Source organism: Quatrionicoccus australiensis (assembly GCF_020510425.1).
Classification (GTDB): Bacteria; Pseudomonadota; Gammaproteobacteria; order Burkholderiales; family Rhodocyclaceae; genus Azonexus; species Azonexus australiensis_A.
On sequence record NZ_JAHBAH010000001.1, the window covers coordinates 3,841,367 to 3,855,372 of the forward strand.

Consider the following 14,006-nt stretch of genomic DNA (forward strand, 5'->3'; position numbering starts at 1 on the left):
GACCGCAACACTAGGTTATTAACGGGAGACCGGAAATGCGTTTGACCACCAAAGGACGTTTTGCCGTCACGGCCATGATCGATCTTGCCCTGCGCGGCGAGGACGGTCCTGTCGCGCTGGCCAGCGTCAGCGAGCGCCAGAAGATTTCCCTGTCCTATCTCGAGCAATTGTTCGGCAAGCTGCGTCGCCACAAGCTGGTGGACAGCGTGCGCGGCCCCGGCGGCGGCTACTGCATTGCGCGGCCGCTTGATCAGGTGGCGGTCGCCGACATCATCCGCGCTGTCGATGAGCAACTCGACGCAACGCAGTGTGGCGGCCACGAGAACTGCCACGACGAGCATCGCTGCATGACGCATGACCTGTGGTCCACGCTCAACAGCAAGATGTACGAATACCTGGCCTCGGTGTCGCTCGCCGATCTGGTCGAGCGCCAGCGCCAAAAACTGGCCGGCAAGCCGGTTGTGCTGGCCGACAAGCGCCCGGCGCCGCGTGTACGCGCCAGTCGCGACAAGGCAGCTGTAGCGGCCTGAGCGTTCCATGTTTCAACCGCGCTACCTCGATCACAACGCCACGACGCCGCTCGCTCCGGCCGTGCTGGCGGGCATGCTGCCCTGGCTGGAAAGCCTGTGTGGCAATGCCTCAAGCCGGCACGAATATGGGCGGCGGGCACGCCAGGCGATCGATGAAGCGCGCCAGCGCGTCGCGGCGGCAGTCAATGCCCACCCGACCGAGGTCGTGTTCACCAGTGGTGGCAGCGAAAGCAACAACCTGTTCCTGAAAGGCGCCGCCGCTTCCCTGAAGCCGGGCCTGCTCGCGGTCAGTGCCGTTGAACACCCCTGTGTGCTCAAGCCGGCCGCTCAATTGGCGCGGCAGGGCTGGGCAGTGCGACAGATAGCGGTCGACGCCGCCGGACGGGTCGATTTGACGGATTACGCCGAGGTGCTGGCAGGTAAACCGAAACTGATTTCGGTGATGAGCGCCAACAATGAAACCGGCGTCCTGCAGGATGTTGCGGCGCTGGCGACGGCGGCCCGCGCCAGCGGCGCCTGGTTCCACAGCGATGCGGTACAGGTGCTGGGCAAGCTGCCGCTCGATTTCCGGGTGCTCAATGCGGCCGGTGTGCATGCACTGACCCTGTCGGCGCACAAGGCGAACGGCCCGAAAGGTGCGGCGGCGCTGGTGCTCGACAAGCGCGTCGAGTTGCAGCCCCTGATCGCCGGCGGCGGCCACGAGCGCGGCCTGCGTTCGGGCACCGAAAACGTGCCGGCCATCGTCGGATTTGGCATTGCGGCGGAACTTGCGGCGCAACGCGTTGCCGAACTGCCGATGCGTATGAAAGTGTTGCAGGGCAGGCTGGAAAAAGGATTGCAGGCGCTTGGCGCCACGGTTTTTGCGGTCGACGCGCCCAGATTGCCCAATACCAGTTACTTCGCCTTCGCCGATATCGATGGCGAAACCCTGGTCGGCAAGCTGGATCGCGAAGGTTTTGCGGTGGCCAGTGGTGCCGCTTGTTCCAGCGCCAACCCGGAACCCTCGCATGTGCTGCGGGCGATGGGCGTGGCGCCGGAAATCGCCCGCGGTGCAGTGCGGGTCAGCCTGGGTGCAGACAATACAGAGGTCGATATCGACCAGTTGATCAACGCCTTGCAGGTCACAGTCGGACGCCTGCAGGGACTGACGGCAGTTGCCGTTTGAACAATCCGACATAGCGAGAATGACGATGAAACTTCCGATCTACCTGGATTACTCGGCCACCACGCCGGTCGACCCGCGCGTCGCGGAAAAAATGATTCCTTACCTGTGCGAGCACTTCGGCAATCCGGCCTCGCGTTCGCACAGCTTCGGCTGGGTCGCCGATGCGGCCGTCGAAGAAGCGCGCGAACAGGTCGCCGCGCTGGTCGGGGCTGATCCCAAGGAAATCGTCTGGACCTCCGGTGCCACCGAATCTAACAATCTCGCCATCAAGGGCGCCGCCAATTTTTACGCCGGCACCAAGGGCAAGCACATCATCACGGTGAAGACCGAGCACAAGGCCGTGCTCGACACCGTGCGCGAACTCGAACGCCAGGGCTTCGAAGCCACTTATCTCGACGTCAAGGAAGACGGCCTGCTCGATCTGGAAGTCTTCAAGGCCGCCATCCGCCCGGACACCGTGCTGGCCTCGGTGATGTTCGTCAATAACGAAGTCGGCGTCATCCAGCCGATCGCCGAACTCGGCGAAATCTGCCGCGAGAAAGGCGTCATCTTCCACGTCGATGCCGCGCAAGCGACCGGCAAGGTCGACATCGACTTGAGCAAGCTCAAGGTCGACCTGATGAGCTTCTCGGCGCACAAGACCTACGGCCCGAAAGGTATCGGCGCACTCTATGTCCGTCGCAAGCCGCGCGTCCGTCTCGAAGCCCAGATGCACGGCGGCGGTCACGAGCGTGGTTTCCGCTCCGGCACGCTGGCGACGCACCAGATCGTCGGCATGGGCGAGTGTTTCCGTCTGGCCAAGGAAGAAATGGCCGAAGAAAACCTGCGCGTCGGCAAGCTGCGCGACAAGCTGTTGAAGGGCCTGCAGGATATCGAGGCAACCTTCGTCAACGGCGACCTGACGCAGCGCGTGGCGCACAACCTGAACATCAGCTTTGCCTATGTCGAAGGCGAGTCGATGATCATGGCGATCAAGGATCTGGCTGTTTCGTCCGGTTCGGCCTGCACCTCGGCCAGCCTGGAACCGTCCTACGTGCTGCGCGCCCTGGGTCGCGACGACGAACTGGCACACAGCTCGATCCGCTTCTCGATCGGCCGCTTCACGACCGAAGAGGAAATCGACTACGCCATCCAGTTGCTGCACACCAAGGTCGGCAAGCTGCGCGATCTGTCGCCGCTGTGGGATATGTACAAGGAAGGCATCGATCTGAGCACCGTTCAGTGGGCCGCACACTAATTAGTTGTTAGTTATTAGGATCCAGGATCGAGCCGGTTTTCCTAGGCAACTCGATCCTAACAGCTAGCAGCGCGACTATAAGGAGCAACAACATGAGCTATAGCGTCAAAGTCATCGATCACTACGAAAATCCCCGCAACGTCGGTTCCTTCGGCAAGGAAGACGACGGCGTCGGCACCGGCATGGTCGGCGCGCCGGCCTGCGGCGACGTCATGAAGCTGCAGATCAAGGTCAACAAGTCCGGCGTCATCGAAGATGCCAAGTTCAAGACCTACGGTTGCGGCTCGGCCATCGCCTCGTCTTCGCTGGTGACTGAATGGGTCAAGGGCAAGACGGTCGACCAGGCCCTGGCCATCAAAAACACCGAAATTGCTGAAGAACTGGCCCTGCCGCCGGTTAAAATTCATTGTTCGATCCTGGCCGAGGATGCCATCAAGGCAGCCGTGGCGGATTACAAGAAAAAGCACGGAGAATAAGCATGGCTGTGACCTTGACCGACAAGGCGGCAAAACATGTCGCCAATTACCTGACCAAGCGGGGCAAGGGCGTCGGCCTGCGCCTCGGCGTGCGGACCAGCGGCTGTTCCGGCATGGCCTACAAGCTGGAATTTGTCGACGAGGTTGATCCCGAGGATATGGTTTTTGAGAGCAATGGCGTCAAGGTGTTTGTTGACGCCAGGAGCATGCCGTATCTCGAAGGGATGGAGCTGGATTTTGCGCGCGAAGGTCTGAACGAGGGGTTCAAATTTAACAACCCCAATGTCAAGGACCAATGCGGCTGCGGCGAATCCTTCAACGTCTAATGCTCGGCAGGGCGTCGTTACCCCGCACTTGCCGTACTAGCGTACTGTCTGCGTGCGTGGCGCCTAGCCCTGCCTTCGCCTTGCGGTTTGTCTCATTTTGAGCGGCTGTAAAAGGCGGCTATTGCGAGGTTTGTGGTGGATCTGACCGCCGATTTCTTTTCCCTGTTCGAACTGCCGAAAAACTTCCGGATCAGCCTGTCCGAGCTGGATTCGCGTTACCGCGACATCCAGGCGCAGGTGCATCCGGATCGTTTCGTCAGTGCCGGCGATGCCGAGCGGCGCTTGTCCATGCAGTGGGCGACGCATGCCAACGAGGCTTACCAGACACTGAAAAAGCCGCTCGAGCGCGCCAAGTATCTGCTGCATCAGGCCGGGCACGACATCCAGGCGGAAAACAATACCGCGATGCCGGTCGACTTCCTGATGGAACAGATGGAATGGCGCGAGGCGGTCATGGATGCGCGCAGCGGTGGCGATCACCACGAGCTGGAACACCTGCACAACCGTCTGCGCGGCGACATCAACGCGCACTATGACGAGCTCGCCGAACTGTTCGATCAGGACGATCACAGCGCCGCCACCGAGCTGGTGCGGCGCCTGATGTTCCTGGAAAAACTCCTTTACGAAATCGACGACGCGCTGGCGTCGCTGGAAGAATAATCTATGGCCCTGTTTCAAATCGCCGAGCCCGGTGAGTCGGCTGCCCCGCACGAGCACAAGCTCGCCATCGGCATCGACCTCGGTACCACCAATTCGCTGGTCGCCACCGTGCGCAGCGGCATTGCCGTCTGCCTCAACGACGAGCAGGGCCGCCCCTTGCTGCCCTCGGTCGTGCGCTATCACGCCGACCTCAGCACGGAAGTCGGCTACGACGCGCAGAAGCGCCAGGCGGTCGACCCGAGAAATACCATCGTTTCCGTCAAGCGTTTCATGGGGCGCGGCCTCAAGGACATCGCTCATGTCGAATCCATGCCCTACGACTTCATCGAGGCGCCGGGCATGGTCAAGGTCAGGACCATCGCCGGCATCAAGAGCCCGGTCGAGGTTTCGGCCGAAATCCTGAAAAGCCTCAAGGAACGCGCCGAAAGCGCGCTGGCCGGCGAACTGGTCGGTGCCGTGATCACCGTGCCGGCCTATTTCGACGACGCACAGCGCCAGGCGACCAAGGATGCGGCCAAGCTGGCCGGTCTCAACGTCCTGCGCCTGCTGAACGAGCCGACCGCCGCCGCCATCGCCTACGGGCTGGATAACGCTGCGGAGGGCGTCTACGCGGTCTACGATCTGGGCGGCGGCACTTTCGACATCTCCATCCTGAAGCTGACCAAGGGCGTTTTCGAAGTGATGTCCACCGGCGGCGATTCGGCGCTCGGCGGCGACGATTTCGACCATCGCATTTTCTGCTGGGTCATCGAGCAGGCCAAGCTGCAGCCGCTGTCGCCGGAAGACGGGCGCCTGCTGATGATGCGCTGCCGCGAAGCCAAGGAATATCTGACCAACCATCCGGAAGCGCAAATCACCGTGCGCCTGAGCAGCGGCGACGTAGTCGACATCAAGCTCGATGTCGCAACCTTCGCTGAAATTGCCCAGACCTTGATCTCGAAAACCATGCAGCCGGTCAAGAAGGCGCTGCGCGATGCCGGCCTGCGTGCCGAAGACGTCAAGGGCGTGGTTATGGTCGGCGGCTCGACGCGCATGCCGCAGGTGCAGAAGGCGGTCGGCGACTTTTTCCGCCAGGAACCGCTGACCAATCTCGATCCCGACAAGGTCGTCGCGCTTGGTGCCGCGACCCAGGCCAACCTGCTGGTCGGCAACAAGACCGGCACCGACGACTGGCTGCTGCTCGACGTCACGCCGCTGTCGCTCGGCCTGGAAACCATGGGCGGCCTGACCGAGAAGGTCATTCCGCGCAATTCCACGATCCCGACGGCACGTGCCCAGGAATTCACCACTTTCAAGGACGGCCAGACGGCGATGGCCATCCACGTCGTCCAGGGCGAACGCGAGTTGGTTGCCGACTGCCGTTCGCTGGCCCGTTTCGAGCTGCGCGGCATTCCGCCGATGGTGGCCGGCGCGGCGCGCATCCGCGTCACCTTCCAGGTCGATGCCGACGGTTTGCTGTCGGTAGCAGCGCGTGAGCAGACGACCGGCGTCGAAGCCAGCGTCACCGTCAAGCCGTCCTACGGCCTCTCCGACGACGAGATTGCCGGCATGCTCAAGGATTCGATGGAGCACGCCAAGGACGACGCGATGAGCCGCGCCCTCAAGGAAGCCCAGGTCGAAGCGCAGCGCATGATCGAGGCAACCGAGGCGGCGATGAAGGAAGATCCGCACCTGCTCAACGCGGCCGAAACCGCCAAGATCAGCGCGACCATCGCCAAGCTGCGCGACACCATGGCCGGCGAGAACCGCCGCCTGATCAACATCGCCATGGACGATCTCGGTTTCGAGACGCAGGAATTCGCGCATCGCCGCATGGATCAAAGCATCAAGAAAGTGCTCTCCGGTCGCAATGTCGACGACATCAAGGTGGGCAACGAAGGAGAAACGGCATGACCCAGATCATCGTTCTGCCGCACGTCGAGAATTGTCCGGAAGGCGCCGTCATCGAGGCGGAAGAGGGCAAGTCGATCTGCGAAACCCTGCTCGAAAACGGCGTCGAACTCGACCACGCCTGCGAAATGTCCTGCGCTTGCACGACCTGTCACGTCATCGTGCGTGAAGGCTTCAACTCGCTGACCCCGGCCGAGGAAGAAGAGGAAGACCTGCTCGACAAGGCCTGGGGCCTGGAGCCGAATTCGCGCCTGGGCTGTCAGGCCATCGTCGGCAAGACGCCGCTGGTCGTCGAAATTCCGAAATACAGCCTGAACATGGCCAAGGAAGGACACCGCAAATGAAATGGACCGACATCAACGACATCGCCATTGAACTGAGCGATGCCCATCCCGCCATCGATCCGCTGAAGATCAATTTCGTCGATCTGCGCAATTGGGTCATGGCCCTGCCGGACTTCAACGACGATCCCAACCGCTGCGGCGAAAAGATCCTCGAAGCCATCCAGCAGGCCTGGATCGACGAAGTCGCCTGAGCAGCCAGTGAAAACCCGCGATTTTCCCGGGCGTGGCAATCAGCTCAATGTGCTGGGCGGGCCCTTGCTGCCCTGTAACGAGCGGCCAATGACCGGCTTCTTCCGCGACGGATGCTGCAATACCTCAGAGGATGATCTCGGCAGCCACACGATCTGCGTCGTGCTGACCGCCGAATTCCTCGAATTCTCGAAAGCCGCCGGCAACGACCTGTCCACGCCGCGCCCGGAATTCGATTTTCCCGGCCTGCAGCCCGGTCAGCGCTGGTGCTTGTGCGCCGCGCGCTGGTTGCAGGCTTACCGGGCCGGCAAGGCACCGCAGGTGTCGCTCAATTCGACCAACCAGGCGGCACTGGAAATCGTGCCGCTGGCCGCGCTCAAGCAGCACGCCGTCGACCTGCACTGATCAGGCTGGCTGGGTCGCCGCCTCGCTGCGGCCGCGCAATTGTTCGCTCATGCTCGCCACCGACAGCAGGACCAGCATCGGCGCATTGGTGCCGGGTGCGGTCTTGACGACGGAAGCCAGCACCGAGGCAATGCCGACATAGATGTTCGCCAGGTCTTCGATATCGCTGAGCGGCGTTTCCATGACTTCGCCCAGCTGGTCGACCAGGATGCCGAACAGCTTGCCATTTTCGCCGCGCACCACGACCACCTGCTGGCCGACACCGGCTTCGTCACTTTCGTCGAGACCGAGCGCGGCGTGCAGGTTGTAGATGGGCAGGGCCTCATTGCGGTAGATCAGCGCGCCGTAGACTTGTTTCGGTGCATTGGCCAGGCAGGCCGCGCCATTCAACTCGATCGCCTCGACCACCGCACTGACCGGCAGGCCCAGCCAGTGGCCGCCGAGATGGAAGGTGGCGATTTCGCGGATGGCGACGTCGGCCGCCGGACTGGCACGGCGCGCAACAACTTCACCGCTGTCATTGCCGAGGCGGGCCTGGGCGTCGTAGGCGCCGAGCGGGATGAAGACCAGCGCGCTGAGCGCATTGCGATAACTGTCTTCCTTGCCCTTGTATTCGCGGTAGCCGGTGGACGGCCGGGCGCCGACCGCCATCACCTGGCCGTCCAGCGCAATCAGCCGGGAACAGCCTGACGCTGCCGGCTTGAGAAGCTCGTCCGGTAAGGTCAGGGTTTCGCCGATCCGGTAGTTGCTGTCGGTCGAGGCGATAATGCGCGCGGCGTCATCGACGAAGACGGCAAAGCTGCCGGCGACCGGCTCGCCGGAGGCTTCGCGCGGCAGGGAATCGTTGAGCATGGCGCTGAACTGCGGTTCGCTGTCGAAGACGATGGCGATGCCGCCGGTGACCCGGCTGTCGTCCGGGGCGCGCAGCGCGGCCAGGTAGATGTAGGTCGGGCGCGAGGCATAGAGCGGGCTGCGTCCGAACTCCGATACCGTGTAGGACTGGCTGTCGGGCAGGGCCAGGCAGTCGGCCACCCAGGGCGCGTCCAGCGTCTTGCCGACCAGGCTGGCGTAGTTCGGGTTGGCAACGGCTTGGACGCAACCTTCGTCATCGAAGAGCAGGATGTTGTCGTAGACCGTGTACAGGCTGTTGATGTAGGCGATGATCTTTTCCATCTCCGCCTGGCGGTTCTTGTTGTCCGGGTTGGCGAGCTGGGCGCGGATGTTGCCGTCGAGCGCCCACCAGCGGCAGTCGTTGGCGCGCTCGTAGAGATTGCGGTCCATGATGTCGATCGCCAGCGCCGCGAAGAACTGGCTGTCGGCGAGCAGCGAGGAGAGCACCGTCGCCTGCAGGTTGCCGATCGAGCGCGAGAAGACTTCGCGCATGCTCATGCCGATGCGGCTGATCTCGCGCAGCAAAATCTTCGAAAAAGCGCTGTTGACCGCTGCCGCCGAGCTGCCCTGGCGTACCGTGCCGTTCCAGACGGCGCGGCTGAGGTCGCGCTGGATGCCTTCGGCCTGCTGCGGAATGGCGCGCAGGGCCTCGGAAAAAGCGCGTCCGCCCGCCATCACCGAGGCGAGCAGGGCGGGTTCGATGGCATCGAGCTGGTGGTCGTCGTGAATCTCGAAGGCGTGATCGACCGGCATCAGCACCAGGCCACGCCAGCCTGGCCCCATGTAGCCCTGGTAGCCCTTGGTGTCGCTGGCGAAGGCGAGATAGCTGCGGCCGGCGAAGCGCAGGCGCTGCAGGCTGCCCGAGGCGACCTGCAGTTCGGCGCCGAGCGGCACCTGCCAGCGGTCGCTGCTGGCGATGACCTGGCCGCCGGCATCGAGCAGCGCCATCACGCCGGCATCGTCGGCCTGGGCCAGGCCCTGGAAGATGCGCGTCATCTCGTCGCCGAAGCGAAAGCACAGGGCGAGCACGGCCAGCGTATCGCCCAGCCCGGAAGTGATCTTGTAGGCGTAGATCAGCGATTGCGCCTGGCCGGGGAAGAGTTCGGAAGGGCCGTAGGCCTCGACATAGGGCGCACTGGTTGTTGCAGCGGCACGTACCCAGTCATCGTGGATACCGGTGATCCGCTCGTCCGGTTTGAGGCGGGCTAGAATGCGGCCGTTGCGGTCGAGCAGCACGACATCTTCGTACACCGAATACTTGCGGACATATTCCCGGAAGCGCTGTTGCAGCGCCCAGGGCTCGCCGGGGTTGGCAGCAAACTGGCGGATCGCGTCGTCGGTGGACAGAAAGCCGATGTCGGCGGTGCGCTCGAACAGGTTGCGGATCAGGATGTCGATCACCACCTGCGAGCGCGCCTTCATTTCCTGTTCACGCTTGGCCAGCGTCTGTTCGGCGAGGTTGTTGAGCAGTTCGCCGGTCAGGCTGGCGAAGGCTTCGCGGGTCTGACCGATCTCGGCGGTGGTGCCTGACATCTGGCCGAGCAGGTTGAGATTGTCCCAGACCGCCTGCAGCGACTGCAGCATTTCGCGGTATTCCTCGATCAGCGGCATGTGGGGCAGCAGTTGCCGCACGTTGTCCCTGACTTCGATTCCCTTGTATTTCGCCACGCCCATCTCCAGCTGCCGACAGATGTCTGCATAGAAGCAAGCGACATGCCCGTGAAAAAGCTTCTGCGGGCGCCATTTCGGCACTTTTTCATGGCTTTTTCGGCACCACGGCAAGGCGCCTGCACCCAACTGGTGCCGTAGCGGTCGACGCTGGGAAAATGGCCTTTTTCACACAGTCGACCGCTCGCCGCCGGCGGTGCATGGACCTCGCCCCGGCCGGCATGGGACAATGCGCGCCATGACCGCCCCCAGCCTTCCTGACGACAGCCCGGCCGTAGCCTGCAGCAATTGCGCGGCCTGCTGCTGCCAGCTTGAAGTCATGCTGATCGGCGATGCCGGCGTGCCGGCCCGCTTCACCGACGAAAACGACTGGGGCGGGGCGGTGATGCGCCGCCTTGACGACGGCTGGTGTGCGGCGCTCGATCGCGACACGATGCGCTGCACGATCTATGAACTGCGTCCCGACATCTGCCGTGCTTTCGAAATGGGCGACCGCGATTGCCTCGAGCAGCGCACACTCTATTTCATGCGCCCGGCGGGCGCCTGTGCCGGATAAGCCATGACCGACCCAACCACGAACAAGCAGCCGAACAATCCCCTGCACGGGGTCACCCTGGAAAAAATGCTCCTGGAACTGGTCGACCGTTACGGCTGGGAAGAAATGGGGCGCCAGATCGAAATCCGCTGCTTCATCCTCGACCCCAGCATCGCCTCCAGCCTCAAGTTCCTGCGCCGCACGCCCTGGGCGCGGGCCAAGGTGGAAGCGCTTTACCTCGACATGAAATACGAAACGCCATGACCTACGAAGAACACCTCGACGAAGTAACCACCCTGATCACCGAGAAATACGACGTCGCCGACCAGGCCGCCATCGCCATGGTGATGCGTGCCCAGGCCGACGACTTCTTTTCCGGCCACGACGACGATGAATCGATCTGCACGCTGGATCGCGCCTATCTCGACGCCAAGGCCGTTTTCAAGAAATACAAGTGACCGCCCGCCGCTCGACCCGCGCCACCGCCGCCGTCGCCCGTCTCAACGAGCGCTGCGCCGGCCGGCATTTCCTGATGGTGATGACCGGCGACGGCCTGTTCGTGTTGCGCGAACGTACCGTCGAGGGCGTCCAGGAAAGCGTCGCCGCCTTGCCGCTCGATGACTTCGTCAAGGCGGTCAATGCGCTCGGGCCGCAGGTCGTGCCGCGCGTCACCAAGAACGATGCGGCCTTCGCCAAACAACTGGTCAAAAAGACCTGAACGCGCGATGTCCCGGCTGATCCCCGCCTGGCTGCAGCATTACCCGAAGGAAAAACTCGGGGCCGATGTCGCGGCCGGCCTTATCGTCACCATCCTGGTCATTCCGCAGAGCCTTGCCTACGCACTGCTCGCCGGCCTGCCGCCGCAGCTCGGGCTCTACGTCAGCATCCTGCCGGTGATTGCCTACGCGCTGCTCGGCAGCAGCATGGTGCAGGCAGTCGGGCCGGTGGCGATCACCGCGATCATGACTTACTCGGTGCTCAGCCCGCTGGCGACGCCGACCACCCCCGGCTACATCATGCTGGCCGCGGCGTTGTCCCTGCTTTCCGGCCTGATGCTGCTCGCCTGCGGCCTGTTGCGTCTGGGATTTTTGTCGCAATTGCTCAGTCGACCGGTAATCAGCGGCTTTATTTCCGGTTCGGCGGTACTGATCGTGGTCAGCCAGCTCAAGTACCTGCTCGGCATCGCGCCGCAGGGCGAGAGCAGCGGCGACGTGCTGCTCGACCTGCTGACCCGCCTCGGCGAGAGCCATCTGCCGACGCTGGCGATCGGCCTGACAGCGCTCGTCCTGCTCCTCGTTGTTCGTTCGGCGCTGGCTGGCTGGTTGGTGCGTGCCGGCCTGAGCGCCGGCCGCGCCGCCTTCGTCGTGCGCCTGATGCCGTTGCTGATCGTGCTGGCCGGCTTGGGGGCGGTAGTCGCCTTCGATCTCGACCGTCTCAACGGCGTCGATGTCGTCGGTGGCGTGGTCGCCGGCCTGCCCGAATTCAATTTTTTCCTGCCCGGTCTTGATACCGTGCAGCAATTGCTGCGTCCGGCTTTCGTCATGGCGCTGATCGGCATGGTGCAAGGCATCACCATGGCGCAGGCGCTGGCCATCAAGCGGCGCGAACGCATCGACGCCAATGCCGAACTGGTCGGTCTTGGCGCTGCCAACGTTGTCGCCGCCTTCTCTGGCGGCATGCCGGTCGGCGGCGGTACCTCGCGTTCGGCGATCAATGTCGCTGCCGGGGCGCAGACGCCGCTCGCCAGCATCCTGTCGGCGCTCGCCATGGTCGGCGTCGTGCTCGGTGCGGCGCAATGGTTCGAGCGCCTGCCGCTCGCCGTGCTGGCGGCGAGCATCATCGTCGCCGCCTTGTCGATGATCGATCTGCGCGCCCTGCGCCAGGCCTGGGCTTACGACCGTGCCGACGCGCTGGCGCTGCTGTGCACCGCCGGCGGCGTGCTGCTCTTCGGGCTGGAGGCCGGGATCGGTCTGGGCATCGTGCTGTCGATGGCGACGCTGCTGCTGCGCGTCAGTACGCCGCACATCGCCGTCGTCGGCCGGGTGCCGGGCACCGAGCATTTCCGCAACGTGGCGCGTTATGAAGTCGAAACGCTGCCCGGCGTGCTCTTCGTGCGCATCGACGAGCGTTTGTTCTTCGGCAATCTCGGGGCGGTCGAGCAACGTCTGGAGCAGGAACTGGCGCTGATTGAAGCGCCGCACGACCTGGTGCTGGTGATGAGTGGCGTCAATCTGATGGACACCACGGCGGTCGAGGTTTTTGCCGAACTCAACCAGGACCTCGCGGCGCGCGGCATCAGGCTGCACCTCGCCGAGGTCAAGGGGCCGGTGCAGGACCGCCTGATGAAATCGGCCTTCTGGAATGCGTTGACCGGTGAGGTCTTCCTCTCGGCCAATGCCGCCTACGCAAAGCTGGCGCCGGCCGAGGTCTGGTGCCCGGAAATTTAGGCTGCCTTGCTGGTTGCGCGCTTAATCGATCCGCTTGAAGACGGTCGTGCTGCCGTCCTGTTCGCGGACCCGGAATTCCCTGGCGCTGGCTGACAGCACCGGGTTGGCGTCATCGGTGATCCGGCCGCCCTGCTTGATGGTCCAGATGATCTTGTCGTTCTCCAAACGCCAGATACCGTATTGCAGGACACTGCCTTCAGCGGTCCTGATTTCCCATTCGCCGTTGGCGGCAATGACGAGCGGGGTGAATGTCCGGGAAGATTGCCATTTGCCAACGAAGTCGCGTTCGCTGAATTTCTTGCCGGCGATCAGCAAATAAATCAGCATGCCTGCGATGAGCAAGGCGGCAATTTTGAAGAGTTTTCCCGAGAAGAGGTTCGCCATCGTCCTGTCGGATTATTCCGAGTATCGGCGCGCGCGCAGGCGATTCATCTCGTTATCGAGGCGGGCGCGCTCTTCGGCTTTTTCGGCCCGTTCCCGTTCTTCCTTCTGGCGCAATTCGGCTTCCTTCTGGCGGGCGGCTTCCTGTTCGGCTTGCTGGATATTCGCCGACACCTCGGCGCCAATGCGGCGTGACTCTTCCTCGAACTGCTTTTGCTTGCGCGCTTCATTTTCCATGAGCTGCTTGTTCTGGGCTTCGTCGCGCGTCTGCTGTTCCTTCTTTTTCATGTCGGCCAGCAGCAATTCCGCTTCTCCCCGACTGGCGGCACGGATGCCATAGGTCTGGTAGAACTCCTGCAGGTATACCTTTTCCGCGGCCGGTGAGGGACCGTTCTCTTCCATGATTACCTTGGCGCGCTGGTAGGACATGAAGATCACAACCGCCTGGATGACCAGGCCGATCACCATCACGCTGGCAATCACCGTGAGCAGGCGCCGGATCGGGCTTGCCTTGTTCGGCTCGAGTCCGACTTCAATATAAAGCGGCCGTTCGCCGGCATTGGGCATCAGTTGATTCTGCGACAGTCCGGCATCGTAATCGTTGCGTCGGGTCGGACTGGAAAGGGTCTCGTAGGCCCGGTCGACGAGTTCTTTGCGCAGCGCGGCTTCCATGGAGCTTTTGTCGGCGGCCTGCTGCTTTGAAATCCGCAAATAGGCCTGGCTTATCTCGGCCAGGTCAGCGTCCGGCGATACCTCCAGCAAGTCGTAATAAGTTTCGTGTTTCATCGCGCCACTGTTCTGGAAATGCAGCGCCGGATACTACTAAATTCGCATGCAATTGAGCAATGCAAGTCGCCGCTAT

The 14,006-nt window shown here is 62.9% G+C and carries 18 protein-coding genes; 15 read left to right on the top strand and 3 right to left on the bottom strand.

Annotation, left to right across the window (positions count from 1 at the left end; translation table 11 throughout):
* Positions 1–35: 35 nt before the first annotated feature.
* The 10 genes from iscR (at position 36) to KIG99_RS18325 (ending at position 7,222) form a co-directional block, all read left to right on the top strand.
* Entirely contained in the window at positions 36–530 is a 495-nt protein-coding gene (gene iscR / locus KIG99_RS18280) for a Fe-S cluster assembly transcriptional regulator IscR (RefSeq protein WP_226461461.1), read from the top strand.
* Positions 531–537: 7 nt separating this feature from the next.
* Positions 538–1,695, top strand: a complete 1,158-nt coding sequence (locus KIG99_RS18285) for a cysteine desulfurase family protein (protein WP_226461462.1) — start codon at positions 538–540, stop codon at positions 1,693–1,695.
* A 25-nt stretch (positions 1,696–1,720) separates the two neighbouring features.
* Positions 1,721–2,932 (top strand): IscS subfamily cysteine desulfurase, encoded by a 1,212-nt coding sequence (locus KIG99_RS18290; protein WP_226461463.1) that lies wholly within the window; start codon positions 1,721–1,723, stop codon positions 2,930–2,932.
* Positions 2,933–3,024: 92 nt separating this feature from the next.
* Positions 3,025–3,408, top strand: coding sequence for a Fe-S cluster assembly scaffold IscU (gene iscU, locus KIG99_RS18295; protein ID WP_153149973.1), 384 nt, complete (start codon positions 3,025–3,027; stop codon positions 3,406–3,408).
* 2 nt (positions 3,409–3,410) lie between these two features.
* On the top strand, positions 3,411–3,734 hold the full coding sequence (gene iscA / locus KIG99_RS18300) for an iron-sulfur cluster assembly protein IscA (RefSeq protein WP_226461464.1): 324 nt from the start codon (positions 3,411–3,413) through the stop codon (positions 3,732–3,734).
* Positions 3,735–3,869: 135 nt separating this feature from the next.
* Positions 3,870–4,394, top strand: coding sequence for a Fe-S protein assembly co-chaperone HscB (gene hscB, locus KIG99_RS18305; RefSeq protein WP_226461465.1), 525 nt, complete (start codon positions 3,870–3,872; stop codon positions 4,392–4,394).
* Positions 4,395–4,397: 3 nt separating this feature from the next.
* Positions 4,398–6,287 carry a Fe-S protein assembly chaperone HscA gene (hscA, locus tag KIG99_RS18310; RefSeq protein WP_226461466.1) on the top strand — a complete coding sequence of 630 codons (1,890 nt, stop codon included), beginning with the start codon at positions 4,398–4,400 and terminating at the stop codon, positions 6,285–6,287.
* A complete protein-coding gene (fdx, locus tag KIG99_RS18315; RefSeq protein ID WP_226443573.1) occupies positions 6,284–6,628 on the top strand; it encodes an ISC system 2Fe-2S type ferredoxin in 345 nt (114 codons plus the stop codon). The genes hscA and fdx overlap by 4 nt, the downstream gene beginning before the upstream one ends.
* Positions 6,625–6,819: a Fe-S cluster assembly protein IscX gene (gene iscX / locus KIG99_RS18320; protein ID WP_226443575.1), complete on the top strand. Its 195-nt coding sequence runs from the start codon at positions 6,625–6,627 to the stop codon at positions 6,817–6,819. The genes fdx and iscX overlap by 4 nt, the downstream gene beginning before the upstream one ends.
* A 7-nt stretch (positions 6,820–6,826) precedes the next feature.
* Positions 6,827–7,222, top strand: coding sequence for a DUF2237 family protein (locus tag KIG99_RS18325; RefSeq protein WP_226461467.1), 396 nt, complete (start codon positions 6,827–6,829; stop codon positions 7,220–7,222).
* On the opposite strand, the gene KIG99_RS20810 is transcribed toward KIG99_RS18325, so the two are convergent.
* Positions 7,223–9,781: a chemotaxis protein CheW gene (locus tag KIG99_RS20810; protein ID WP_226461468.1), complete on the bottom strand. Its 2,559-nt coding sequence runs from the start codon at positions 9,779–9,781 to the stop codon at positions 7,223–7,225.
* A 238-nt stretch (positions 9,782–10,019) separates the two neighbouring features.
* On the opposite strand from KIG99_RS20810, the gene KIG99_RS18335 reads away from it, so the two are divergent.
* The 5 genes from KIG99_RS18335 to KIG99_RS18355 are packed head-to-tail and all read left to right on the top strand — an operon-like array spanning position 10,020 to position 12,763.
* Positions 10,020–10,337 (top strand): YkgJ family cysteine cluster protein, encoded by a 318-nt coding sequence (locus KIG99_RS18335; RefSeq protein ID WP_226461469.1) that lies wholly within the window; start codon positions 10,020–10,022, stop codon positions 10,335–10,337.
* Positions 10,338–10,340: 3 nt separating this feature from the next.
* Positions 10,341–10,580 carry a VF530 family protein gene (locus tag KIG99_RS18340; protein WP_226461470.1) on the top strand — a complete coding sequence of 80 codons (240 nt, stop codon included), beginning with the start codon at positions 10,341–10,343 and terminating at the stop codon, positions 10,578–10,580.
* Positions 10,577–10,774 (top strand): hypothetical protein, encoded by a 198-nt coding sequence (locus KIG99_RS18345; RefSeq protein ID WP_226461471.1) that lies wholly within the window; start codon positions 10,577–10,579, stop codon positions 10,772–10,774. Before KIG99_RS18340 ends, KIG99_RS18345 begins: the two co-directional genes overlap by 4 nt.
* Positions 10,771–11,034, top strand: coding sequence for a hypothetical protein (locus KIG99_RS18350; protein ID WP_226461472.1), 264 nt, complete (start codon positions 10,771–10,773; stop codon positions 11,032–11,034). The genes KIG99_RS18345 and KIG99_RS18350 overlap by 4 nt, the downstream gene beginning before the upstream one ends.
* 7 nt (positions 11,035–11,041) lie before the next feature.
* Entirely contained in the window at positions 11,042–12,763 is a 1,722-nt protein-coding gene (locus KIG99_RS18355) for a SulP family inorganic anion transporter (RefSeq protein WP_226461473.1), read from the top strand.
* Positions 12,764–12,784: 21 nt separating this feature from the next.
* Here KIG99_RS18355 and KIG99_RS18360 read toward each other — a convergent pair whose 3' ends face one another.
* Together KIG99_RS18360 and KIG99_RS18365 are read right to left on the bottom strand one after the other, a co-directional pair.
* The gene (locus tag KIG99_RS18360) at positions 12,785–13,147 is read right to left on the bottom strand and encodes a hypothetical protein (RefSeq protein WP_226461474.1); all 363 of its coding nucleotides are present in this window, start codon (positions 13,145–13,147) and stop codon (positions 12,785–12,787) included.
* A 12-nt stretch (positions 13,148–13,159) separates the two neighbouring features.
* Positions 13,160–13,930 carry a J domain-containing protein gene (locus KIG99_RS18365; protein WP_226461475.1) on the bottom strand — a complete coding sequence of 257 codons (771 nt, stop codon included), beginning with the start codon at positions 13,928–13,930 and terminating at the stop codon, positions 13,160–13,162.
* Between the last annotated feature and the right edge of the window lie 76 nt (positions 13,931–14,006).

Coding starts and splice junctions, on each gene's coding strand:
- KIG99_RS18345 (WP_226461471.1), top strand. CDS start 10,577: ATGACCTACGAAGAACACCTCGACGAAGTAACCACCCTGATCACCGAG.
- KIG99_RS18290 (WP_226461463.1), top strand. CDS start 1,721: ATGAAACTTCCGATCTACCTGGATTACTCGGCCACCACGCCGGTCGAC.
- hscA (WP_226461466.1), top strand. CDS start 4,398: ATGGCCCTGTTTCAAATCGCCGAGCCCGGTGAGTCGGCTGCCCCGCAC.
- KIG99_RS18335 (WP_226461469.1), top strand. CDS start 10,020: ATGACCGCCCCCAGCCTTCCTGACGACAGCCCGGCCGTAGCCTGCAGC.
- iscR (WP_226461461.1), top strand. CDS start 36: ATGCGTTTGACCACCAAAGGACGTTTTGCCGTCACGGCCATGATCGAT.
- KIG99_RS18340 (WP_226461470.1), top strand. CDS start 10,341: ATGACCGACCCAACCACGAACAAGCAGCCGAACAATCCCCTGCACGGG.
- iscX (WP_226443575.1), top strand. CDS start 6,625: ATGAAATGGACCGACATCAACGACATCGCCATTGAACTGAGCGATGCC.
- iscA (WP_226461464.1), top strand. CDS start 3,411: ATGGCTGTGACCTTGACCGACAAGGCGGCAAAACATGTCGCCAATTAC.
- KIG99_RS18285 (WP_226461462.1), top strand. CDS start 538: ATGTTTCAACCGCGCTACCTCGATCACAACGCCACGACGCCGCTCGCT.
- KIG99_RS18355 (WP_226461473.1), top strand. CDS start 11,042: ATGTCCCGGCTGATCCCCGCCTGGCTGCAGCATTACCCGAAGGAAAAA.
- KIG99_RS18360 (WP_226461474.1), bottom strand. CDS start 13,147: ATGGCGAACCTCTTCTCGGGAAAACTCTTCAAAATTGCCGCCTTGCTC.
- KIG99_RS18365 (WP_226461475.1), bottom strand. CDS start 13,930: ATGAAACACGAAACTTATTACGACTTGCTGGAGGTATCGCCGGACGCT.
- iscU (WP_153149973.1), top strand. CDS start 3,025: ATGAGCTATAGCGTCAAAGTCATCGATCACTACGAAAATCCCCGCAAC.
- fdx (WP_226443573.1), top strand. CDS start 6,284: ATGACCCAGATCATCGTTCTGCCGCACGTCGAGAATTGTCCGGAAGGC.